Source organism: Roseovarius albus (genome assembly GCF_900172335.1).
GTDB classification, from domain to species: domain Bacteria; phylum Pseudomonadota; class Alphaproteobacteria; order Rhodobacterales; family Rhodobacteraceae; genus Roseovarius; species Roseovarius albus.
In genome coordinates, this window is record NZ_FWFX01000004.1 from 303,925 (window position 1) to 326,270 (window position 22,346).

Here is a 22,346-nt window from a genome sequence, read left to right on the forward strand (position 1 = left end):
ATAGAACATGTTCGAGGGCAAGAAATGTCAAATCAACTGATGGCGGGCAAGCGCGGGCTCATTATGGGACTCGCCAATGACAAATCCATCGCTTGGGGGGTCGCCAAGGCTTGCGCCGACGCAGGGGCGGAACTGGCCTTCAGCTATATGGGTGATGCCTTCAAAAAACGCGTTGAACCGCTGGCGGAACAGCTGGGTGTCACACAGTTGTTCGATTGTGATGTGTCTAATCCGGCATCGATCGATGCGGCTTTTGCGGAGATTGAAAAAGTCTGGGGCAAAATTGACTTTCTGGTGCACGCGATCGGCTTTTCGGACAAGAACGAACTGCGCGGTCGTTATGTCGATACCAGCCGCGACAACTTCCTGATGACGATGGATATCTCGGTCTATTCCTTTACGGCCGTCGCACAACGCGCTGAAAAGATCATGACAGATGGCGGCTCAATGTTGACGCTCACCTATTACGGTGCGGAACAGGTCATGCCGCATTACAATGTCATGGGCGTGGCCAAGGCAGCACTGGAAGCCTCGGTCAAGTATTTGGCCGAAGATCTGGGCAAAGACGGCATCCACGTCAATGCGATCTCCGCCGGACCAATCAAGACACTGGCGGCCAGCGGCATTGGTGATTTCCGCTATATCTTGAAATGGAACGAATTGAATTCGCCTTTGCGCCGCAACGTGACCATCGACGATGTCGGCAAATCAGCGCTGTATTTGCTGAGCGATTTGAGTTCTGGCGTAACCGGCGAAAATCTGCATGTCGATAGTGGCTACCATATTGTCGGCATGAAGGCCGTAGACGCGCCTGATATCGACAAATCATAAGGAAAGACCATGACCGAGCGCCTACCCCACGAACGCGGATTCCACGTCAGCTGGGACCAACTGCATCGCGACGCCCGCGCGTTGGCATGGCGTCTGCAAAGCGAGGCCCCTGACGATACGGGCTGGCGCGCGATTGTGGCGATCACCCGTGGCGGTATGGCGCCAGCGATGATCATCGCGCGTGAACTGGATATCCGTACGGTGGATACCATCAGCGTCAAATCCTACGACCACCAAAACCAAAGTGAAGCGGTTGTGATCAAAGCCCCGGATATGAATCTGATCGGCGACGGCGACGGTGTGTTGATCATCGATGATCTGGTCGATACCGGCAAAACTTTGGAAATCGTCCGCAAGCAAATGCCCAAGGCACATGTTGCCACGGTTTACGCCAAACCGATGGGACGAGAGATGGTTGATAGCTTCATTACCGAAGTCAGCCAAGACACCTGGATCTTCTTCCCATGGGACTTAGCGCTGCAATATGTCGAGCCCTATCGAGGCCAAGGCTAACGCGCAGCACAAACAGTACCATGTGAACCCCGGTCATCCCCCGGGGTTTTTTCTTTGCGTCTAAGAAACATTAACTGGTGCGTAGCCTACTGTCGCATCGCCATTATCCCTGCCCCCGTGATCATCAGCATGCCCACAATCGATACCGGGTCAGGCGTTTCACCCAAAAGCAGAATGCCCCACATCACCGCAAATCCGACATAGGCAAAATCAAACGTGCCGACCAAGGATGGTGGCCCGTTCTGATAGCCAACAACCGCCCCGATACTGCCGATCAACAAGGCAACCCCCAGTATTGCCATGACACCCCATTGCGTTGTGCCCATTACCCCCCAGGACGCAAACAGAGAGCTACCTTGCGTCGCATCGCTTGGCCAGACAACTCCTAACGCCATGATCGCAGCCCCGGTGATAATAAAGGACACATGCAAGCTCATCGCCAAAATCAAAGGATGTTCATCACGCATCTTTGCGCGTGTCGCGATCATCGCCAAGGCATAAAGCACCGCCGACACGATTGGGAACAAAGCGTACCAGTTGAAGTCATCGGCCTTGGGGCGCAGGATCAGCAACACCCCCAGAAAACCAACGATGACAGCAATCCAGCCAACCGCTTTGATCTTGTTGCCCAAGAGCATGGCAGAAAACAGAGTAATGAAGATCGGGCAAGTATAATAGGCCGCGGCTGCGGCTGACAATTCCAAGTGCGGTAACGACAGGTAGTAAAATACCCACATGATGGTCATGAAAAAGCCGCGCAACGTCGCCCAACCCAATCGTTTAGGCAGACGCAAGGCCTTGGGATTACGCATCATGATAATCGCGACAAAAACCGGAACCACCAAAGCCGAGCGTAGGATAAAGATCTGAGAAATCGCGAACCCGGTATTGGCCCCTTTGATCAGCGCATCCCCCAGCGGCAAAGCCAGCACCGCCAAAACGATTGCGGTTACCGCCAAGGGAATATTGTCCGCACGGGGTTGGGAAGTGTTTTCACTGCTCATGATGGACCTGATCGGAATGCTGTCCGCCCAGCAGTAGGAGATGCGTGCCGTAGATGCAATCACCGCCACAAAGATCCTGCTTTTCCCCGTACATCGGGTCTGCTAGCCCTACCGGCAACAAGAGGAGATCAACGATGGCCACCGGCAGAACCACAACAACCTTCCTCCCGCCTGTGATGGAGGCGCGCCGCTGGCTAGAGGGTGTCGAATTTCCGCCTGAACGCCCACTGATCAACGTGAGCCAGGCTGCGCCCGTGGACCCGCCGCCAGAAAGCCTACGCAAGGTGATCGCTGAAGCGGCCATGAACCAACCCGAGGCACATCTGTATGGCCCCGTTCTGGGTCTGCCCGAGTTGCGCGCTCAAGTGGCACAGGAATGGAGCACAGCCTACGGCGGAGATCTAAGCGCAGAAAATGTTGCCATCACATCAGGCTGCAATCAGGCATTTTGTGCGACCATTGCTGCGCTCTGCAGTGACCACGATGAGGTCATCCTACCAACCCCATGGTACTTCAATCATAAAATGTGGCTGGATATGTCCGGGATCACCACTGTGCCGCTGCAAACCGGTGCTGATCTTCTGCCTGATCCAGGTGCCGCCAAAGACTTGATCACAAAACGTACCAAGGCCATTGTACTGGTCACTCCCAACAATCCCGGCGGTGTGGAATACCCGTCCGAGCTTGTTCAGGCGTTTTTCGAGCTCGCCCAAAAGCACAACATCGCCTTGATCATTGATGAGACCTACCGTAATTTCGACGCCCGCACCGGCGCGCCACATACTCTGTTCCAAGATCCAGAGTGGGATAAAACGCTGATCCAGCTGTATTCCTTTTCCAAGGCTTTCCGCCTGACCGGGCACCGCGTGGGTGCAATCACCGCCGATCCGGCGCTATTGACCGAGATCGAGAAATTCCTGGACACCGTAGCCATATGCCCAAACCAGCTTGGCCAGATGGCTGCTATTTGGGGAATGCAAAACCTAACCCAGTGGCTTGCAGGTGAACGCGACGAAATCCTTGATCGCCGCGCCGCCATTCATGACAACTTCCACAAGGTCGAGGACAAAGGCTGGAAGCTCTTGGGCTGCGCCGCTTATTTCGCTTATGTCGAACACCCGTTTGACCTACCCTCGGATCAGCTGGCCAGGGAAATGGTGCGCGATCTGGGTGTTCTGATGCTGCCCGGCACCATGTTCCATCCAGAAGACACCCCGCGTGCCGCACGAGAGTTCCGCGTCGCCTTTGCCAATGTGGATCGCGAACAGATTAGCGTCTTGTTTGATCGCCTGGCGCAGGCAGATTGGCCCAGAGTAAAGACCTGAGCTGACTGACCTCTTGCCCCCACCCGGGACAGCGCGTAGACAGTCCCGCAAGTAACATAGACCACCATCGAAGGGAGCCATCATGGCCGCCAAAAAGCTCTCCAATACCTTTGTCTGGATCCTGATGGGTTTGCTCATTCTGGGCTTGGGCGGTTTTGGCGTCACCAACCTGTCGGGCAACGCCCGCAGCATCGGTCAAGTAGGCGACTCTGATATTGACGTGAACGAATACTTCCGTGCTCTGCAAACTGAAATCCGTGCTCAGGAAGCCACCCGTGGTGAAGCGCTCAGCTTTCTTCAAGCGCAGGAGTTGGGTGTGGTCGACAATGTTCTGGCGCGGCTCGTTTCCGTCGCAGCATTGGATGATGAAACCAAACGTCTGGGTATTTCTATCGGTGATGAAAACCTGCGCGACGAAATCGTGCAAATTCCGCAGTTTCAGGGCATTGATGGCGAGTTTGATCGCGTCGCATATGAAGGCGCGTTAGAGCAGATCGGCCTGAACGAGGCCCGCTTCGAAGAGCAGATGCGTGACGAAACTGCCCGCACCTTGTTGCAGGCGGCCGTTTTAGGCGGTGTGAATGCACCGGATACCTACACAGATTCTGTGCTGAAATTCATCGGTGAAAAACGTAATGTCACCTGGGCCACGCTGGATCGCAGCAATCTGACCACCGGCGTGCCCGTCCCATCCGAGAATGATCTGGTGACATTCCACGAAGAAAACGCGCCGTTGTTCACAGCTCCGGAAACCAAGCGCATAACTTATGTCCAGCTAAGCCCCGAGATGATCATCGACACGGTTGAGGTGGATGAAACCCTGTTACGTGAGGCGTATGAAGACCGGGCTGAGCAATACAATCAGCCAGAACGACGTCTGGTCGAACGTCTGGCCTACCCGGATCAGGGCGCAGCCGATGCCGCCTATACCAAACTGTCGAATGGCGAGGCCACGTTCGAAGATCTGGTCGCCGAGCGAGGGTTGGAGCTAATCGATATCGATTTGGGCGATGTGTCTCAGTTGGATCTGGGCAGCGCTGGTACTGCCGTTTTCGCCGCCTCCGCTGGTGATGTGACTCACCCAGTCTACACCGACCTTGGCCCCGCCCTGTTTCGCGTAAACGCCGTGTTGACCGCGCAGCAAACCAGCTTTGAAGATGCCCTGCCCGAACTGCGCGAAGAGCTTGCGATTGATCGCGCTCGCCGCGTGATCGACAGCCAGATCGACTCGATTGATGATCTGCTGGCTGGTGGTGCCTCTTTGGAAGACCTCGCTCAGGAAACCGATGTGGAACTGGGTCAGATCGATTGGCACCCCTTTGTCGCCGAAGGCATCGGGGCCTTTGAAAACTTCCGTACGGCGGCAGCCGAGGTGACAGACTCCGATTATCCCGAAGTGCTGCAACTGCAGGATGGTGGCATCTTCGCCCTGCGCCTTGATGAGGTTGTGCCTCCCGCGCTCCAACCACTGGACGACGTCCGGGATCAGGTTGAAACCGCTTGGACAAACGTTGCTATTGTCAACGAACTGGAAAAGCAGCTTGAGACCGACCTCCCACGACTGCGTGATGGTGCCACGTTCGAGGAAATCGGCCTGACGCCACGTTTGGCCGAAAATCTGACCCGCACCAGCTTTGAGCCAGAAACACCGGCGGAGTTTAACCAGACCGCTTTCGGGATGCAGCAAGGCGACGTCAACACGCTGAACTCGAACGGACAGATCTTCATCTTGCGGCTGGATACCATCACACCTCCCGACGATGATGACCCGGCACTGGCCCAGATCAAACCGGCGATTCAGAACCAATATGCCAACGGCCTGTCGCAGGATCTGTTCCAGCTGATGGCCGATGACATCCGCAGCCGTGTCGGGATCGAGTTGAATCAACAAGTGCTCAACGCAGTGCACGCAAACTTTCAATAACAGGCGTACCCCGTGGATCTGACCCCTTCTTTCGAAAGTTTTGAACGCGGCTATAACGCCGGTAAAAACCAAGTTGTCTTCACCCGTCTGGCGGCCGATCTGGATACACCAGTTTCGTTGATGTTGAAACTGACCGGTGCGGCACGCGATGCCTTTGTGCTGGAGTCTGTGACCGGCGGCGAGGTGCGCGGGCGCTATTCCATCATCGGCATGAAACCCGATCTGATCTGGCAGTGTCACGGCAAAAACAGCCGGATCAACCGTCAGGCCCGCTTTGATCCAGACGCGTTCGAAGATCAGGATGGCGCTCCGCTCGACAATCTGCGAGCTGTGATTGAATCTGGTCGCATCGATCTGCCTGACGATCTGCCAGCGGCAAGCGCCGGTCTGTTCGGATACCTTGGCTATGACACCATCCGTCTGGTTGAACACCTGCCAAACATCAATCCTGATCCTCTAGGCGTACCAGATGCAATCATGATGCGCCCGTCGATCATCACCGTTTTAGACGGGGTCAAAGGAGAGGTGATTGTCGTGTCTCCTGCATGGGTGCAAGACGGTGTGAATGCGCGTGCTGCCTATGCACAGGCGGCTGAGCGTGTCATGGATGCCGTGCGTGATCTGGAACGCGCCATGCCGCAGGCCAGCCGTACTATTGGCGAGGCGCATGAAGATGCGCCACCAGTGTCGAACTTCACCCGCGAGGGCTATAAAGCTGCCGTCGAAAAGGCCAAGGAATACATCAAAGCTGGCGACATTTTTCAGGTCGTACCGTCGCAACGCTGGACCCAGCCCTTCCGTCAACCGCCTTTCGCACTTTACCGAAGCTTGCGCCGCACTAACCCGTCGCCATTCATGTTCTATTTCAATTTTGGTGAGTTTCAGGTTGTAGGTGCCAGCCCGGAAATTCTGGTACGGGTTTTTGGTGACGAGGTTACCATTCGGCCAATCGCGGGCACCCGCCCTCGTGGCGCGACACCGGAAGAGGATCGCGCGCTTGAGGCAGATTTGCTGGCCGATCAAAAAGAGTTGTCCGAGCATCTGATGCTGCTGGATCTGGGCCGCAACGACACGGGTCGAGTGTCCAAAATCGGCACCGTGCGCCCGACCGAGAAGTTCATCATTGAGCGTTACAGCCATGTAATGCACATCGTGTCGAATGTTGTTGGCGAACTGGCCGACGATCAAGATGCCCTCAGCGCCCTGCTTGCAGGTCTGCCAGCGGGCACCGTTTCCGGCGCGCCCAAGGTGCGCGCGATGGAAATCATCGACGAGCTGGAGCCGGAAAAACGCGGCGTTTACGGCGGCGGGGTTGGATATTTCAGCGCCAATGGCGACATGGATGTCTGCATTGCCCTGCGCACCGCTGTGGTCAAAGACGAAAAGCTTTACATTCAAGCCGGTGGCGGCGTTGTTTATGACAGCGACCCCGAGGCGGAATATATGGAAACCGTCCACAAATCCAACGCCATCCGTCGCGCCGCCGCCGATGCCGCACGGTTCACCGGCAGCGGCAATGATTAATCTGGCAATGATGCCATGACTAAACTGATCCTGTTTAACAAACCCTACGGTGTGCTCTCTCAGTTCACCGACAAAGGCACCACAGGGTCAGACCGCCCCACCTTGTCAAAATACATTGATGTTCCCGGCGTCTATCCCGCCGGGCGGCTGGACCGCGACAGCGAAGGGCTATTGTTACTGACCGACAATGGCAAACTGCAAGCCCGCATTGCCAGCCCGAAGTTCAAAACAGAAAAAACCTACTGGGTTCAGGTCGAAGGTCTGCCTGATGATGCTGCGCTCAATGCCTTGCGCCAAGGGGTCACCTTGAAAGACGGCCCCACTCGGCCAGCCAAAGTCCGGCGCATTGATCCACCGAAAATCTGGGAGCGCGACCCACCGGTCCGTTTTCGCAAATCCGTACCTGACTGCTGGCTGGAAATGATTATATCTGAAGGCCGCAACCGCCAAGTGCGCCGCATGACCGCCCATGTCGGCCACCCGACCTTACGTCTCATTCGCGCATGTATTGGTGACTGGTCGCTTGAGGGGATTGCCCCCGGTGAATGGCGGCATGAAACCCTTACTGGCCGATAGCCAGTCGCGTTTGATCGGCAGACAAGACTGCTGATACCGGGGCCAAAGCCACCAGTCCGGCCCGGTCTTCCAGTGCCCACACCACAAGCGCTTTGGCGGTTTCGGGGCGCAGACGTCCCATCATGATCACGCCTTCCTTTTCTTGCCCGGCACGAAATGCACCTTGGTCCAGAAACCGGCGTATTGTCCGCTCACTCTGTCCCTGAGAATCGAAATCACGAAAGACCGAGGCTGACGGCACCCCTTCGCGGGCGATCAGCTTTTGCGCCGTGTTGAGCCCATTCGACAACAAAACCGCGCCATGCCCGCTGTCACGCAGGATCGGGGCCAGTTGTTTGCTGGCTGCCCGGTTGCTTTGTACCCCAGTGTTCAACCCCTCGATCACGGCCACAGCTTCCGGAACGGCCTTCATATAGATCTGCATGGCCTCTTCGGTGCCCTTGGCATCCGCCTCGGCAGGCAGATCAATCTGTGCCAGCACCTCGTGCCCCGCCGCGCGAATGCGCTCAGACATCGCTGCTGCGTCTGGGTTCGTGACGTCAATGGCAAAGCTCAATGGATAGGGAAAATCCTCCAGCGCGGTGATGTCCAAGGAACTGGCCCTCTCCACCACCAACACGATGGCCATTAATGGCTTGTCATCCGGATTATCAAAATCGCTGGCAAAACGTTCTAACGCAGACACTGCACTGTCGTCTCCAAAGGCAGAGCTATCCACATCAGGCGCGGCACCCAACACTGCACCCTCATCTTCTGGCGTGGTGATTGAGGGCAGGCGGTCCGTGGTTACACCATCGGCAATATTGTCAATCGTACCTGAACTTTCAGGGATCACGACCGCTGCAATTTGCTCTTCTTCCACGACGCTCTCGGGTTCAACCACGTCAGCGGGCTCGGCAAAGACAGACTCCTCCTCAGCCAACGCAGGTGACAGAGGCTGTGCTGGCTCCGTCGACAAGGACACCTCACCCTCAGATTCCGGAACCTCAACTGCTCCCGCTTCCGGCGTCTTGGAGATCGGCTCATCCGCAGTTGCCCCAACTAACGGGGCGTCTTGCGTCTCAGGATTGACCAAGGACAGATCAAAGCTCTCCGCTTCGGGCTGATCGGCAGATTGGGTAATCGATTCTGATATCGCGCTCAAACTATCTGGAACAGTGGAGACGCCTGACAGCGTGGTCGCAGGCTCTTCGACTTGTGCCTGTATTTCGACATCGACTTGCTCTGCACTTTGCGCAAAGCCTGAATATTCCGGAACGTTGAGATCAATGACGGTTTCAACACGCGCTTCCGGTGCGCCCGCCAACAACGACATGCCCCCAACAGCAAGCCCGGAAACCACAGTGCCCGAGAGAATGCCTGCAAAAAATCCCTGTCCCAATGTTTTTGCCTCTGATTTTGCCTTCATATAGCTATGCGCCTCTTGACGCTGCCGCGCAAGCCTGAGCAATTATACTCCGACCAATGGGCGGTGCTCTACCCCCAAATCCGACATGGGATAAGCAAAATGTTGCTACTGATAGATAACTACGACAGTTTTACCTACAATTTGGTTCACTATGTGGGCGAATTGGGTGCCGAAGTTGTTGTCAGGCGCAACGACTCGATCAATGTTCAAGAAGCGATGGCAATGAACCCTGCGGGGATTCTCCTCAGCCCCGGCCCGTGCACCCCGAATGAGGCTGGTATTTGCTTGGCACTAACCGAAGCTGCCGCTGAAACCAAAACGCCGCTTCTTGGCGTATGCTTGGGCCATCAATCAATCGGTCAGGTGTTTGGTGGCAACGTCGTTCGCCACACCGACATCGTGCACGGCAAGATGGGAATGATGCATCACAAAGACAAAGGCGTCTTTGCAGGCCTGCCAACGCCTTTCGAAGCCACACGGTACCATTCTTTGGTGATCGAACGCGACAGCTGCCCTGACGTGCTGGAAATTACCGCTGAACTAGAAGATGGCACCATTATGGGTGTCCAACACCGCGAGCTGCCGATCCACGGCGTGCAGTTCCACCCTGAATCTATCGCCTCGCAGCATGGGCATGCGTTGCTCAAGAACTTCCTTGATGTGATGAAGGTCCCTGCATGAGCGAAGACCTGAAGCCGCTGATCGGCATTGCCGCTGATCGCCCATTGACCCGTGCCGAGGCCGAAGTCGCATTCCAAACGCTTTTCGAAGGCGAAGCTACGCCCAGCCAGATCGGTGGTTTGCTGATGGCGCTGCGTACGCGCGGCGAAACAGTTGATGAATACGCCGCCGCCGCTGCCGTCATGCGCGCCAAGTGCAATGCCGTCAAAGCGCCTGCAGGCGCGATGGACATCGTTGGCACCGGTGGCGATGGTAAACACACACTCAATATCTCGACTGCCACTGCCTTTGTAGTTGCGGGCGCTGGCGTACCTGTGGCCAAACATGGCAACCGCAATCTATCGTCTAAATCCGGCACCGCCGACGTGCAGACCCAGATGGGTGTCAACGTAATGGTTGGCCCGGAAGTTGTTGAAAAAGCTTTAGAAGGTGCTGGTATTGCCTTTATGATGGCACCGATGCACCACCCGGCAATCGCTCACGTCATGCCGACTAGGTCTGAGTTGGGAACACGCACCATTTTCAACATCCTCGGCCCGCTGACCAACCCGGCGGGCGTCAAACGCCAACTGACCGGCGCATTCTCCCGCGATCTGATCCGGCCGATGGCCCAAACGCTTGGCCAACTGGGATCTGAACGAGCTTGGCTGGTCCACGGCTCGGATGGTACGGATGAACTTACCATCACCGGCACCAGTTGGGTTTCCGCGCTCGAAGAAGACGGCACAGTACGCGATATCGAGCTTCATCCCGAAGATTTCAGCCTACCTGTACATCCGTTCGAGGACATCATCGGCGGCACGCCCGAGGAAAACGCTGTTGCCTTCCGCGCCCTGCTGGATGGTGCGCCAGGCGCCTATCGCGATGCCGTCCGCTTGAATGCCGCCGCTGCTTTGGTTGTGTCCGGCACCGCTGATAATCTGAAAACCGGTGTTGAGATGGCAACCACCAGCATCGATAGCGGTGCCGCCCGCGAAAAAATTGAACTTCTGGCCAGAATCACATCGGAGAGCGCATGACCACGCCCACCATCCTTGAACGAATCAAAGAATATAAGCTGGAAGAGATCGCCGCCGCCAAGGCCGAGCGCTCGCAAGACGATATCGAAGGGGATGCCAAGGCCGCTGATCCCGTACGTGGGTTCACCAAAGCCCTTCAAGCTGCATCCCGCGAAGGTTATGGCCTGATCGCCGAGATCAAAAAAGCCAGTCCCTCCAAGGGTTTGATCCGCGAAGATTTCAATCCGCCAGAGCTGGCCAAAGCCTATGAAGATGGTGGTGCTACCTGCCTGTCAGTGCTCACAGATACCCCCAGCTTTCAAGGGGCGCCTGAGTTCTTGCAACAAGCCCGTGACGCAACCAGCTTGCCCGTCCTGCGCAAGGATTTCATGTACGATCCTTATCAAGTGGCAGAGGCCCGTGCTTGGGGCGCGGACTGCATCCTGATCATCATGGCTTCGGTCAGCGATGATCAAGCCGCCGAGCTGGAAGCAGCTGCTTTCGAGTGGGAAATGGATGCCTTGATCGAAGTGCATAATGCCGAAGAGCTCGAGCGTGCAACCCGGTTAAAGTCACATATGATTGGGATAAATAACCGTAATCTCAATACGTTCGAGACCACACTTGATACAACCCGCACGCTCTCGAAGCGTGTTCCTGCTGACAAAATGATCGTTTGCGAAAGCGCTTTGAGAACCCGTGAAGACCTTGCAGAAATGGCTCGCTATGGTGCTCGGACTTTCCTCATCGGCGAGTCGTTAATGAGAGAAGAAGATGTAGCGAATGCCACCCGTGACCTGCTCTCATCACCTCTGCGCCCAGGTGGTTTCTAATGGCAGACCTGACGCATTTCGATCAACAAGGCCATGCCCATATGGTCGATGTATCAGAGAAGTCCGTCACGTCTCGCGTGGCTAGAGCGGCTGGACACGTCAAGATGGCAGCAGAAACCTTTGAAATCATTTCGGAAGGCCGCGCCAAAAAAGGCGATGTTCTCTCTGTCGCGCGACTTGCGGGCATCATGGGCGCCAAGCAAACTTCGACATTGATCCCGTTGTGTCACCCGCTGGCCATTTCCAAGGTCGCTGTGGACCTCACCCTCGATCCAGATCTTCCCGGTGTTCAAGTTGAGGCGACCGTGAAAACCACTGGCCAGACCGGAGTGGAAATGGAAGCGCTCACTGCCGTCAGCACCGCCGCCCTGACCGTCTATGACATGGTCAAAGCGGTTGATAAGGCTATGGAGATCGGGAATATCCGCGTCATCCTGAAAGATGGCGGTAAATCAGGCCGTTACGAGGCATCATGATCAGCGTTGGCGCCGCACTTGAGCAGCTGTTTGAGCTCGTTACCCCACTTGATACCGAAACCGTTCCGCTTGTTGAAGCCTCCGGTCGCGTTATGGCCCAGGACGCCATTGCCGAGCGAGACCAGCCACCCTTTTCCGCCTCGGCCATGGATGGCTATGCCGTGCGTAGTGCGGACATTTCGGAAGCGACAGCCTTCAAAGTCATTGGCGAATCCGCCGCAGGCCACGCCTTTGATACGGAAATCGGCCCCAACCAATGCGCCCGCATCTTCACTGGCGCACCGCTGCCCGCAGGTGCGGACCGCGTGATCATTCAAGAGGATGTGACCCGCGACGGCGATACAATTAAGTTCACCGGTGACATCGGCACATCGACGCATATCCGCGCCCAGGCCTCAGATTTCGCTATTGGCGACGCCTTGACCGCCCCGCGCCGCCTGCGCCCCTCAGACATCGCCCTGTTAGCCGCCATGAACGTTGACAAAGTCACAGTGTACCGCAAACCCGACATCGCCCTGATCTCCACCGGCGACGAATTGGTCATGCCCGGTGAAACGCCAGGCCCCGATCAGATCATCGCCTCCAACACCTTTGGGCTTAAGGCGATGCTCGATGAACTGGGGGCAAATGCCCGTATTCTACCCATCGCCCGCGACAATCGCCCGGCGTTGGAGCTATGCTTTGACCTTGCCAAAGACGCGGACCTGATCGTCACCATTGGCGGAGCCTCGGTTGGTGACCATGATCTGGTTGGCAAAGTGGCCGCTGATTTGGGATTGGACCAAAAGTTCTACAAAATCGCCATGCGTCCGGGTAAACCACTCATGGCAGGGAAACTTCAAAACGCGGCCTTCGTTGGTTTGCCCGGAAACCCTGTATCAGCAATGGTTTGCGGCCATGTCTTCCTCAAACCCATGGTGCTGGCCATGCTTGGGTTCCCAGCCCAAGCCGCACCACGCCTGGAAGCACCCATTACGGCAGACATTCCTGCCAATGGCCCACGAGAACATTACATGCGCGCGCACCTCAAAGACAGTCAGATCACCGCAGAATCACGGCAAGACAGCGCACTTTTGTCCGTCTTTGCCGACGCCAATGCCCTTTTAGTCCGCCCGCCACATGACGGGCCGCGCAAAGCGGGTGAGATTATGGACTATCTCCCCATCTAGAACCACATCCACAGGCTGGGTTGACACAAAACGAGAACATGTGTAGAACAAATGTAAACGCATGAACCGAAGGAACCCACGCATGTTGACGAAAAAACAGCTGGATCTGCTTGAATTCATTCATAAACGCATTCAACGTGACGGCGTCCCCCCCAGTTTCGATGAAATGAAAGAGGCGTTGGACCTGCGGTCCAAATCCGGCATCCACCGGTTGATCACTGCTTTGGAGGAACGCGGCTTCATTCGTCGACTCGCCCACCGGGCGCGCGCCTTGGAAATCATCAAACTGCCCGAAAGTCTTGGCGGCGAGACCAGTCATGGTTTTTCCCCTCGGGTGATCGAGGGTGACAAGCCTGATGCGGCCAAACCTGCCAATGCGATCCCGGTAGATGCCGTGCATGCGCTGGAACTGCCCGTCATGGGCCAGATTGCCGCCGGTGTCCCGATTGAAGCAATTGCTCATGCGTCACACAATGTGACCGTTCCGGATTCAATGTTGAACGGCCCCGGAGAGCACTATGCCCTTGAGGTTAAGGGGGATTCCATGATCGACGCCGGCATAAATGACGGCGATATCGTGATCATCAAGGAAACCAAATCAGCCGACAACGGCGACATCGTCGTCGCATTGGTGGAAGATCAGGAAGCGACGCTCAAAAAATTCTATCGCCGTAATGGCTCCATCGCGCTTGAAGCCGCTAACCCGGCTTATGAAACTCGGATGCTGTCTGACGACAAAGTCAAGGTTCAGGGTCGGCTGGTTGGTTTGATCCGCACCTACTGATCAACGATTCAGAGCATTCCACAACCGCGTGCCCGTGATCTGGCGCGCGGCTATTTCTTTGACATCCCCTGCCTTCACATAGAACGCTAAGGCGCCGGTTTCTTTTAGGTTTCCCGGATGAATAACGCGGCATGGTAGATCCTGCGGCGGCATTTTATTTAACACCAGAAAGTCGTCCCGATCACACCCCTTAAGTTCTGAGATCTCTCTTTTACCTTGCACTACGCGTATGGATGACCCACCAATTTTATGTACCTCCCACCTTGCTGCTGCCAGCGCCTGCTCCGCCATATCACCATCGTTTTCCAACCAGTTTTGAGCAATGAAGCCTGCCCCGCGTGGCTTTGACAGGGCGCGCCCTTCCGTTGTCATGACACCGACCAATGCGCCAGTATCGGCGATCAATACATCCGGGCGTTCAGATCCGGCCCAGATCAGGAAACCTATAACAACAGGCACGAAGCCCAACACCCGCGTTCGCCCTTGCCAAAGGATCGCGAACAACAGACCCAAAGCAATGAACGGTAACACCTGACCACTGGGGCTAATCACCAACCTGCGGACCCCGTCCAGCCCTGAAACCCACTCGGCCACATGCAGAATCCACGTCAACCCCTGCCCCATGATCCACAACGGTATCGCCTCCAAACCTAATGGCATCAGGCACATCGCCACCACGGCGGCCGGCATGACTACAATCCCCATCACTGGCACGCTCAACACATTGGCCAATAATCCGTAGTGTACGATCTGGTTGAAGTGCGCCGCAGCAATTGGTGCGGTCGCCAATCCGGCCACCAAGGACGAGATCACCACCGCTGAGACCGGTTTCAACCACTTTGGTCCCAGTGAAAGCTCAAGTTCTCGGATCAGACCAAAGGCCGCCACCAATCCTGTTGTTGCCGCAAAAGACATCTGAAACCCTGGCCCCAGCAGCGCTTCGGGTCGTAATGTCAGAACAATTATCGCCGCCACGGCGACCGCACGCAGGCTAATCACCCGCCGGTCCAGCATCACCGCCACCAAGGCCACCGCCGCCATTACAAAGGCCCGCTCGGTCGCTACATTGCCACCTGAAAGCGCCAGATACCCAGCAGCCGCAGTTAACGCGATGCCTGCCGACAGCTTTTTCGCGGGTATCCGCATCCCGACGGCAGGAACCATTGCAAATCCCAACCGGGCCACGGCAAACACAAAGCCTACCAACAACCCCATATGCAGGCCGGAAATGGCCAACAGATGGGCAAGATTGGAATGGCGCAGATCCTCCATTGTCGCTTGGCTGATCGCCGAACGATCCCCGGTCACTACCGCCGCCGCAAAGGCCCCAACTTCGCCGCGCAAATGCGCCTGTATGCGCTTTGACAAGGCCAGTCGTGCGGACATAAGCGGCAAGCCCCCGTCCGGTGGTGTAATCGACAAGACCGGGGTGCGTGTATATCCGATGGCGCCAATTTTCTGAAACCAGGCATGACGTTGAAAATCAAATCCATGGGGTTCAATCGGGCCACTGGGCGGCGACAAATGCCCTGTCAGCATCACCCGCAAGCCTGCCTGTGGCACGAAGGTATCCCAATTGCCGTGTAGGGAAACCCGCACGCGTTCCGGCGTTCGGTCTTGTGGCACCTTCAGCAATCGCACGTGATCCAAGGTCAGGCGCAACGCATCGCTGGCAGACCGATCCAGGGCCACCAACCGCCCCTCGATCGGGCCATAGTAGCGCCAGCCCAAAACCGGCTCTGCCACCAGATGCGCCCGCGCCCCGGCAAGACAAAACCCGGTTGCGACAAAGATCAGCCCCAAGATCAGGGGCGCAAACGCGTTTGGGCCAGTAACCGCTATCCAAACCGCAAACACTGACATTAGAAAAATGGAAATATAAACAGAGGCCTGTGGTTCATACCTCAGAGAAAAAAAGACACCAATTCCCACCGCTATCGCAACAGAGACCCAGGGAAACAGATACCCACGCTGACTTAGCCAACAAAGTTTGATACGTTCCAACAGCCCCAAGGCTTGTCTCCTTTCAGACAGGCCGATAGAGAGACCTTAACGCTATCTCCCTTATGGTTACCGAAAGGTTAATTGCACCCATGTCGCAAAAAGTTGTGACCCGCTTTGCCCCGTCGCCCACCGGTTTTCTACACATCGGTGGGGCGCGTACCGCCCTGTTCAACTGGCTTTATACCCGTGGCCGCGATGGCACCTTCCTGCTGCGGATCGAAGACACCGACCGCGCTCGTTCCACGCCAGAGGCCACAAAGGCGATTCTGGACGGTCTGCGCTGGCTTGGCTTGGATCACGATGGCGAGGTCATCAGCCAGTTCGAACGCGCCCCCCGCCACGCCGAGGTAGCACATCAGTTGCTGGCCGAGGGCAAAGCCTACAAATGCTTCTCCACGCAAGAAGAAATTCAAGAATTCCGCGATGCCGCCCGGGCCGAAGGCCGCTCGACGCTCTATCAAAGCCCGTGGCGCGACGTTGATCAGTCCGCCCACCCTGATGCGTCTTTTGTGATCCGTATCAAGGCCCCACGTGACGGCGTAACCCTGATCAAGGATGAAGTCCAAGGCGAGGTTAAAATCCGTAATGACCAACTCGATGACATGGTTCTGCTGCGTGGCGATGGCACACCCGTTTACATGCTAGCTGTTGCCGTTGATGACCATGACATGGGCGTCACCCATGTGATCCGGGGGGATGATCACCTCAACAATGCAGCGCGCCAGATGATGATCTATACCGCTATGGACTGGCCCCTACCGGTCTATGCGCATATTCCGTTGATCCATGGCCCTGATGGCAAGAAGCTGTCGAAACGTCACGGCGCACTTGGCGTCGAAGAGTATCAGGCCATGGGTTATCCGGCGGCAGGGATGCGCAACTATCTGGCGCGTTTGGGCTGGAGCCACGGTGACGATGAATTCTTCACAGATGCGCAAGCCAAAGAGTGGTTTGACCTAGGTGGCATCGGCAAATCACCCGCGCGATTTGATTTCAAGAAGCTGGAAAACCTTTGTGGTCAGCACATTGCCGCAACGGAAGATGCTGCACTGCTGCATGAATTTGCCAGCTATCGCGCCGCAGCCGGTCAGGAAACCCTGCCTGACGATAAGTTGACTTTGCTAGGGTCCGGCATGTATTGCCTCAAAGAACGCGCCAAGACATTCACTGAACTATTTGATAAGGCATCATTTATACTCAATTCACGACCAATCAATCTCGATGATAAATCTGCGGCACAGCTTGACATTGTATCCCGTGGCATACTGTCTGAATTGACGCCGCACCTGCAAAATGTTACGTGGAGTCGGGAAGGCCTTGAAACTGTCATCATGGGGTTCGCAGAAGCCCGGGAAATGAAGTTCGGAAAACTGGCCGGTCCGTTGCGCGCTGCCCTTGCTGGCCGTAGCGCAACCCCCAGCGTCTTTGATATGATGTTGGTCTTAGGGGCAGACGAAACAATTGCCCGTTTAAATGATGCGAGCCAACCCGGCGGTTAAGATCGTGAGGGTCGGCCAAAATTAGGCACCTGAAGGCGACATTCAGGAACTGTAAGGGAGAAAATCTATGGCAGATGACAAGAAAACCGCGACACTCAGTATTGGCGGCCAGGACTATGAATTGCCAGTGTTTACTCCCACAGCGGGCCCCGATGTGATAGACATCCGCAAGCTTTACGCGCAGGCGGGTGTCTTTACCTATGATCCGGGTTTCACCTCGACGGCCAGCTGTGACAGCACAATTACCTATATCGATGGCGGCAAAGGAGAGCTTTTGCACCGCGGCTACCCCATCGATCAACTGGCTGAGAAATCACATTATCTCGAGGTTTGCTACGTGCTGCTCTATGGTGAATTACCCTCACCCGCGCAGCTGGAAGAATTTGAAAGCCGCATCACCAATCACACCATGTTGCATGAACAGATGCATTTCCTGTTCCGCGGGTACCGTCGTGATGCACACCCAATGTCGATCATGGTGGGTGTGGTTGGCGCGCTGTCTGCCTTCTACCACGACAGTTTGGATATCAACGACGAATGGCAGCGAGAGGTCGCCTCTATCCGGATGATCTCCAAGATGCCGACCATCGCGGCGATGGCGTATAAGTATACTCTGGGTCAACCCTTTGTGTATCCACGTAATGATCTGGATTATGCGTCAAACTTCCTGCGCATGTGCTTTGCTGTTCCTGCCGAAGATTACGAGGTCAACCCGATCCTGAGCCGCGCGATGGACCGGATCTTTACCTTGCATGCTGATCACGAACAGAATGCCTCGACCTCAACCGTACGTCTGGCGTCCTCTTCTGGCGCGAACCCCTTCGCCTGCATCGCAGCAGGCATCGCCTGCCTTTGGGGCCCAGCCCATGGCGGTGCAAACCAAGCCTGCCTTGAAATGCTGCAGGAAATCGGATCTGTTGATCGGATCCCTGAATTCATTGAGCGCGCCAAGGACAAAAGCGATCCGTTCCGCCTGATGGGTTTTGGTCACCGGGTCTACAAAAACACCGACCCACGCGCCAAGGTGCTCAAGCAATCCGCTGACGAAGTACTGGAACTGTTGGGCGTCGAAGACAACCCACTGCTGCAGGTCGCCAAAGAGTTGGAGCGCACCGCGCTGCATGACGAGTATTTCATCGAGAAAAAACTCTTCCCGAACGTGGATTTCTACTCGGGCATCATTCTTGAGGCGATGGGCTTCCCCACTTCAATGTTCACACCGATCTTTGCCGTCTCACGGACGGTGGGCTGGATCTCCCAGTGGAAAGAGATGATCTCGGATCCACAATTAAAAATCGGCCGCCCGCGCCAGCTTTACCAAGGTGCAACCTTCCGCGACTACGTGGATATCGAAAAGCGGTAAAGTCGCCTCAAAACAAGGTTTAAACGAAGAGCACCCTTGCAGAAACCTGCGAGGGTGTAGTCTTGTTGAGCGGCAGGTACGCGGACAAAGCGGACAATCGCTTCATTCGCTGCCTCCGACACTAAGCCCGTTCAATGGAAACTTTTTGATGGACAACTGACATGATGTCACCTTTAGTGACAGTATGTCAGAAAAGTCAAAGTCCAATCTTTTGCGGGATCAGTTAGCGGCCCGGGCGTCCGCGCCAAGCAAGGCCGCGCAAACGCGCTCGGCCATTTTGGATGCTGGGAGGGATTTCCTAGACACCAATCCCTTTCGGAACCTGACAGTTGGCACTCTAATGGCCGTTACGGGCTATAGTCGCTCAGCTTTCTACCAACATTTCAACGATCTTCATGGACTGATGGAAGCTTTGCTGGATCAAGTAAAGGACGGGATCGTGCAAGGAGCGCAACCCTGGTTCGTTGGAGAAGGTGACCCGGTTGCCACCTTGCAGGAGAGCCTGACCGCACTTGTCGATGTTGGTTACGAACATGGATCTATCCTGCGGGCGGTGTCCGATGCAGCACCAAGCGACGATAGGCTAGAGTATGTTTGGCAGGCATTTTTGGGATCGTTTGATGAGATCGTCGCTGCCAGAATCCAAGAAGACCAAGAACGCGGGCTAACGCCGGAGTTCGATCCGATGCCCGTGGCGCATGCTCTGAACCGGATGGACGCAGGCGTGCTGATCCAAGCGTTTGGAACTGGCAAAACAACCTCAAAGGAGGATGTGTTGTCCGGGATCATGCGTGTCTGGTTGTCTACGCTCTACCCGTTCGATGCCGCCTCTGCGATCCAGCAAAAACAAGAGTGACATGCAACCATTAAACTGATTGGGCGCGGCACGTTGGAAAGCGCGCAGTTTGAGAGAATTCTATCAAAAGGGAGAAAGACTGAGAATGAAACGGATTTCCAAAGCGGTATTGTCCGCAGCAACAATTGTTGGCCTTAGCGTCAGTGTTGCCAACGCCGAAGAACCAACCCCCGGGTACAACAACAAGATCCCCGAGGGTCTTCTGACACCTGATAAGTATCCTACCCGCGTCGGCGACATTGAGTTTTTTGATGGTATTCCCACAGCGGCAACGGCAGAAGCTCTGTACAACCATCTGGATTACATTCGCGGTGTGCAAACGTTTCTGAACGGGATGCCCGCGGCCTCTTTGGAAGCCATACGTCGCAGCCAAGAGGTTGACGGGAAGACCAGCTCTAATCAGGCGCGTATCTTCGACGAGTTGATGGACAGCAACCCTCTGTTTCTGACCGGCAATACGGATACAGTATATCTCAGCGTAGTTCTAAATCTTGAGGAAGACGGTCCGACAGTGATTGAAGTTCCGGCTGGAACGGGTCCAGGCACGGTAAACGACGCATTCTTCCGGTTTGTCGTGGACACCGGCGCGCCTGGTCCTGACGCGGGTGAAGGCGGAAAGTATCTGATCTTACCGCCGGACTACGAAGGCGACTTGGAGGGACCGATTGGCGGCGTTGTGACGGAAATTGATGGAGAGACCTACTTTGTGGCAAGATCGACCAGCTACATTAACTGGTACATCGCCCGCGGATTTCTCAAGGATGGCAAGCCCGATTTTTCCAGCCAACTTTTCCGGGACGGTTTGAAGGTTTACCCTCTGGCTCAGAAAGATAGTCCCCCAGAAATGGAGTTCTTTAATGGCTCGGGCGTCGCCTTCAACACGATCCACTCCACGGATTTCAACTTTTACGAGGAACTGCACGCTGTCATTGACCGCGAGCCGGTTGCTTTCCTCGACCCCGAACTTCGAGGGCTGTTTGCATCTGTAGGGATTGAAAAGGGGCGGCCGTTTGACCCCGACCTGAGGATGAAAAACATTCTGATCAAGGCGGCCGAGGTCGCCAACGCCACGGCGCGTACGCTGCTTTGGTACGAACGCACGCCCTCCGATTTCCTATATGAAGATAGCTATTGGAAGGTTGGTTTCCCGGGGGGCAACTATGAGTTCTTGCGCAATGACGGTGCAGGTGGTCGTGATTTGGATGGCCGCACCGAGTTCTTCTATTTTGCAACCGTCAACACGCCCGCCATGGCAATGAAGCTGGTTGGCAAGGGTTCACAATACGCGTGGGGCGCTTTGGATGATAACGGCGACTACCTCGACGGAAGCAAGACCTATCGTCTAAACCTTCCAGCGGACGCGCCTGCGGAGAACTTCGTATCGATTGTCCTTTATGATCCTCAAACCCGTTCTCAGTTGCAAACAAGTCAGCCTTTTCCAAGCTATAACAGCGAAAAGCACAAGGACGTTTACACTTATAATGATGACGGATCAGTTGATCTGTACTTCGGCCCAGAGGCCCCGGAGGGTTGGGAAAACAACTGGATTGAGACAGTGCCGGGCAAGGGTTTCTTTGCAATCCTGCGTCTATACAGCCCAACGGAAGCGTGGTTCGAAAAGACTTGGCGTCCGGGCGATATCGAGCTGCTCGAATAATGCAGGCATGCCAAGCGCGGTCACCCCGCGCTTGGTTCTGCTTTTGACCAAGGCGGATACGATCAATCCAAAAGTGTAGTAGGGGAAAGCCGATGCGAACTGTGTACATCATGACATGGGTAATGGTGGCCGTTTTTTTGATTGGCGAAACGGCTCGGCGTGGAATTGACTACTTTGCAATCAATGCCACGACCATGATCGAAGATTACCTTTGTGGCCTGTTATTGGTTGCAGCCGCATTGGTGTGGCGCGCCAGCAACCGTTACGGCCCACCGCTGATGGCGTCAGCTTGGCCCTATGCCACAGGCGGCATGTTCGTACCGTTCGCAGCTCACTTGGAAGCATGGCTTCGACAAGAAACATTCCGACCAGACCACCCTCACGAAGACCTCAATTCGGTGATCCTGAAGGGCGTAATTTGGGCAGTTTGTTTGATTTGTTTCGTCGCGTCGCTGGTAAACGCGGCCAGCAAAACCAGATCTGGTTAAGCTAAGATTCTGCCTTTACTTCTTTGTCCCGAAGCAACACGTAGCGCGGGCGTCGTTTGCTTTTTCTCAACGCTTGATATGGCTTAGAGCGAAAACTTAGATTGAGCGACGCAACTGATCGCAACCTGCACTTCGACACGCCCATTTCAATCTAACTAGTATCCGCTTTGGGCTCCAAGCATGCGTAATTGGGCTGCCTCTGTTTTGAGGTCGAGCTCCCGATAGGATCACAGGATAGCTGTGAACAAGGGAGATAGATGATGGATTACTTTGTTGGGCTGGATGTGTCGCTGCGGTCATGTGCGTTTTGCATTGTAGACACCAAGGGTACGGTGCTGGTTGAGCGGGAACTGCCTTGTGAGGTTGCTGATATAGCCGCGTGCCTTGCAGGGTTCCCGCATCCGATTGAACGTGTTGGATTGGAGGCTGGAAC

At 55.6% G+C, this 22,346-nt stretch carries 20 protein-coding genes; 17 read left to right on the forward strand and 3 right to left on the reverse strand.

All coding sequences use genetic code 11. The annotated features are described in order from the left end of the window. Positions 1–24: 24 nt before the first annotated feature. Together fabI and gpt are read left to right on the forward strand one after the other, a co-directional pair. Positions 25–831 carry an enoyl-ACP reductase FabI gene (gene fabI / locus ROA7450_RS08810; RefSeq protein ID WP_085805330.1) on the forward strand — a complete coding sequence of 269 codons (807 nt, stop codon included), beginning with the start codon at positions 25–27 and terminating at the stop codon, positions 829–831. Between the two features lie 9 nt (positions 832–840). Continuing rightward, positions 841–1,344 (forward strand): xanthine phosphoribosyltransferase, encoded by a 504-nt coding sequence (gene gpt, locus ROA7450_RS08815; protein WP_085805331.1) that lies wholly within the window; start codon positions 841–843, stop codon positions 1,342–1,344. An 86-nt stretch (positions 1,345–1,430) separates the two neighbouring features. On the opposite strand, the gene ROA7450_RS08820 is transcribed toward gpt, so the two are convergent. Then, positions 1,431–2,348, reverse strand: a complete 918-nt coding sequence (locus tag ROA7450_RS08820; protein ID WP_085805366.1) for a DMT family transporter — start codon at positions 2,346–2,348, stop codon at positions 1,431–1,433. 134 nt (positions 2,349–2,482) lie between these two features. Between ROA7450_RS08820 and ROA7450_RS08825 the strand changes: the two genes are divergently transcribed. The 4 genes from ROA7450_RS08825 (at position 2,483) to ROA7450_RS08840 (ending at position 7,697) form a co-directional block, all read left to right on the forward strand. Next, entirely contained in the window at positions 2,483–3,673 is a 1,191-nt protein-coding gene (locus ROA7450_RS08825; protein WP_085805332.1) for an aminotransferase, read from the forward strand. An 82-nt stretch (positions 3,674–3,755) separates the two neighbouring features. After that, positions 3,756–5,597, forward strand: a complete 1,842-nt coding sequence (locus ROA7450_RS08830; RefSeq protein WP_085805333.1) for a peptidyl-prolyl cis-trans isomerase — start codon at positions 3,756–3,758, stop codon at positions 5,595–5,597. 12 nt (positions 5,598–5,609) lie between these two features. Next, a complete protein-coding gene (gene trpE / locus ROA7450_RS08835) occupies positions 5,610–7,121 on the forward strand; it encodes an anthranilate synthase component I (protein WP_085805334.1) in 1,512 nt (503 codons plus the stop codon). A 15-nt stretch (positions 7,122–7,136) separates the two neighbouring features. Next, a complete protein-coding gene (locus ROA7450_RS08840; protein ID WP_085805335.1) occupies positions 7,137–7,697 on the forward strand; it encodes a pseudouridine synthase in 561 nt (186 codons plus the stop codon). Here the strand turns inward: ROA7450_RS08840 and ROA7450_RS08845 are convergent. Then, complete coding sequence (locus ROA7450_RS08845) at positions 7,684–9,105, reverse strand: divergent polysaccharide deacetylase family protein (RefSeq protein ID WP_234999474.1); 1,422 nt, start codon at positions 9,103–9,105, stop codon at positions 7,684–7,686. The genes ROA7450_RS08840 and ROA7450_RS08845 overlap by 14 nt on opposite strands. Before the next feature lie 99 nt (positions 9,106–9,204). Between ROA7450_RS08845 and ROA7450_RS08850 the strand changes: the two genes are divergently transcribed. The 6 genes from ROA7450_RS08850 (at position 9,205) to lexA (ending at position 14,046) form a co-directional block, all read left to right on the forward strand. Continuing rightward, entirely contained in the window at positions 9,205–9,786 is a 582-nt protein-coding gene (locus ROA7450_RS08850; RefSeq protein ID WP_085805336.1) for an anthranilate synthase component II, read from the forward strand. After that, positions 9,783–10,805 carry an anthranilate phosphoribosyltransferase gene (gene trpD / locus ROA7450_RS08855; protein WP_085805337.1) on the forward strand — a complete coding sequence of 341 codons (1,023 nt, stop codon included), beginning with the start codon at positions 9,783–9,785 and terminating at the stop codon, positions 10,803–10,805. The genes ROA7450_RS08850 and trpD overlap by 4 nt, the downstream gene beginning before the upstream one ends. After that, complete coding sequence (gene trpC, locus ROA7450_RS08860; protein ID WP_085805338.1) at positions 10,802–11,617, forward strand: indole-3-glycerol phosphate synthase TrpC; 816 nt, start codon at positions 10,802–10,804, stop codon at positions 11,615–11,617. The genes trpD and trpC overlap by 4 nt, the downstream gene beginning before the upstream one ends. Beyond that, positions 11,617–12,093, forward strand: a complete 477-nt coding sequence (gene moaC / locus ROA7450_RS08865; RefSeq protein ID WP_085805339.1) for a cyclic pyranopterin monophosphate synthase MoaC — start codon at positions 11,617–11,619, stop codon at positions 12,091–12,093. The genes trpC and moaC overlap by 1 nt, the downstream gene beginning before the upstream one ends. Continuing rightward, positions 12,090–13,262, forward strand: coding sequence for a molybdopterin molybdotransferase MoeA (locus tag ROA7450_RS08870; RefSeq protein WP_085805340.1), 1,173 nt, complete (start codon positions 12,090–12,092; stop codon positions 13,260–13,262). Before moaC ends, ROA7450_RS08870 begins: the two co-directional genes overlap by 4 nt. Positions 13,263–13,344: 82 nt before the next feature. Further along, complete coding sequence (gene lexA, locus ROA7450_RS08875; protein ID WP_085805341.1) at positions 13,345–14,046, forward strand: transcriptional repressor LexA; 702 nt, start codon at positions 13,345–13,347, stop codon at positions 14,044–14,046. On the opposite strand, the gene ROA7450_RS08880 is transcribed toward lexA, so the two are convergent. Continuing rightward, the gene (locus ROA7450_RS08880; RefSeq protein WP_085805342.1) at positions 14,047–16,059 is read right to left on the reverse strand and encodes a ComEC/Rec2 family competence protein; all 2,013 of its coding nucleotides are present in this window, start codon (positions 16,057–16,059) and stop codon (positions 14,047–14,049) included. 80 nt (positions 16,060–16,139) lie between these two features. Between ROA7450_RS08880 and gltX the strand changes: the two genes are divergently transcribed. From gltX to ROA7450_RS08905, 5 genes are all read left to right on the forward strand, one after another. Further along, complete coding sequence (gltX, locus tag ROA7450_RS08885; protein WP_085805368.1) at positions 16,140–17,549, forward strand: glutamate--tRNA ligase; 1,410 nt, start codon at positions 16,140–16,142, stop codon at positions 17,547–17,549. Between the two features lie 67 nt (positions 17,550–17,616). Beyond that, the gene (gene gltA / locus ROA7450_RS08890) at positions 17,617–18,912 is read left to right on the forward strand and encodes a citrate synthase (protein WP_085805343.1); all 1,296 of its coding nucleotides are present in this window, start codon (positions 17,617–17,619) and stop codon (positions 18,910–18,912) included. A gap of 184 nt (positions 18,913–19,096) precedes the next feature. Next, positions 19,097–19,768, forward strand: a complete 672-nt coding sequence (locus ROA7450_RS08895) for a TetR/AcrR family transcriptional regulator (protein WP_085805344.1) — start codon at positions 19,097–19,099, stop codon at positions 19,766–19,768. Positions 19,769–19,853: 85 nt separating this feature from the next. Continuing rightward, positions 19,854–21,425 carry a DUF1254 domain-containing protein gene (locus ROA7450_RS08900; protein WP_085805345.1) on the forward strand — a complete coding sequence of 524 codons (1,572 nt, stop codon included), beginning with the start codon at positions 19,854–19,856 and terminating at the stop codon, positions 21,423–21,425. A 92-nt stretch (positions 21,426–21,517) separates the two neighbouring features. Beyond that, positions 21,518–21,913, forward strand: coding sequence for a hypothetical protein (locus tag ROA7450_RS08905; RefSeq protein ID WP_085805346.1), 396 nt, complete (start codon positions 21,518–21,520; stop codon positions 21,911–21,913). Positions 21,914–22,346 lie beyond the last annotated feature (433 nt).

Coding starts and splice junctions, on each gene's coding strand:
- fabI (WP_085805330.1), top strand. CDS start 25: ATGTCAAATCAACTGATGGCGGGCAAGCGCGGGCTCATTATGGGACTC.
- gpt (WP_085805331.1), top strand. CDS start 841: ATGACCGAGCGCCTACCCCACGAACGCGGATTCCACGTCAGCTGGGAC.
- ROA7450_RS08820 (WP_085805366.1), bottom strand. CDS start 2,348: ATGAGCAGTGAAAACACTTCCCAACCCCGTGCGGACAATATTCCCTTG.
- ROA7450_RS08825 (WP_085805332.1), top strand. CDS start 2,483: ATGGCCACCGGCAGAACCACAACAACCTTCCTCCCGCCTGTGATGGAG.
- ROA7450_RS08830 (WP_085805333.1), top strand. CDS start 3,756: ATGGCCGCCAAAAAGCTCTCCAATACCTTTGTCTGGATCCTGATGGGT.
- ROA7450_RS08840 (WP_085805335.1), top strand. CDS start 7,137: ATGACTAAACTGATCCTGTTTAACAAACCCTACGGTGTGCTCTCTCAG.
- ROA7450_RS08845 (WP_234999474.1), bottom strand. CDS start 9,105: ATGAAGGCAAAATCAGAGGCAAAAACATTGGGACAGGGATTTTTTGCA.
- ROA7450_RS08850 (WP_085805336.1), top strand. CDS start 9,205: ATGTTGCTACTGATAGATAACTACGACAGTTTTACCTACAATTTGGTT.
- trpD (WP_085805337.1), top strand. CDS start 9,783: ATGAGCGAAGACCTGAAGCCGCTGATCGGCATTGCCGCTGATCGCCCA.
- trpC (WP_085805338.1), top strand. CDS start 10,802: ATGACCACGCCCACCATCCTTGAACGAATCAAAGAATATAAGCTGGAA.
- moaC (WP_085805339.1), top strand. CDS start 11,617: ATGGCAGACCTGACGCATTTCGATCAACAAGGCCATGCCCATATGGTC.
- ROA7450_RS08870 (WP_085805340.1), top strand. CDS start 12,090: ATGATCAGCGTTGGCGCCGCACTTGAGCAGCTGTTTGAGCTCGTTACC.
- lexA (WP_085805341.1), top strand. CDS start 13,345: ATGTTGACGAAAAAACAGCTGGATCTGCTTGAATTCATTCATAAACGC.
- gltX (WP_085805368.1), top strand. CDS start 16,140: ATGTCGCAAAAAGTTGTGACCCGCTTTGCCCCGTCGCCCACCGGTTTT.
- gltA (WP_085805343.1), top strand. CDS start 17,617: ATGGCAGATGACAAGAAAACCGCGACACTCAGTATTGGCGGCCAGGAC.
- ROA7450_RS08895 (WP_085805344.1), top strand. CDS start 19,097: ATGTCAGAAAAGTCAAAGTCCAATCTTTTGCGGGATCAGTTAGCGGCC.
- ROA7450_RS08900 (WP_085805345.1), top strand. CDS start 19,854: ATGAAACGGATTTCCAAAGCGGTATTGTCCGCAGCAACAATTGTTGGC.
- ROA7450_RS08905 (WP_085805346.1), top strand. CDS start 21,518: ATGCGAACTGTGTACATCATGACATGGGTAATGGTGGCCGTTTTTTTG.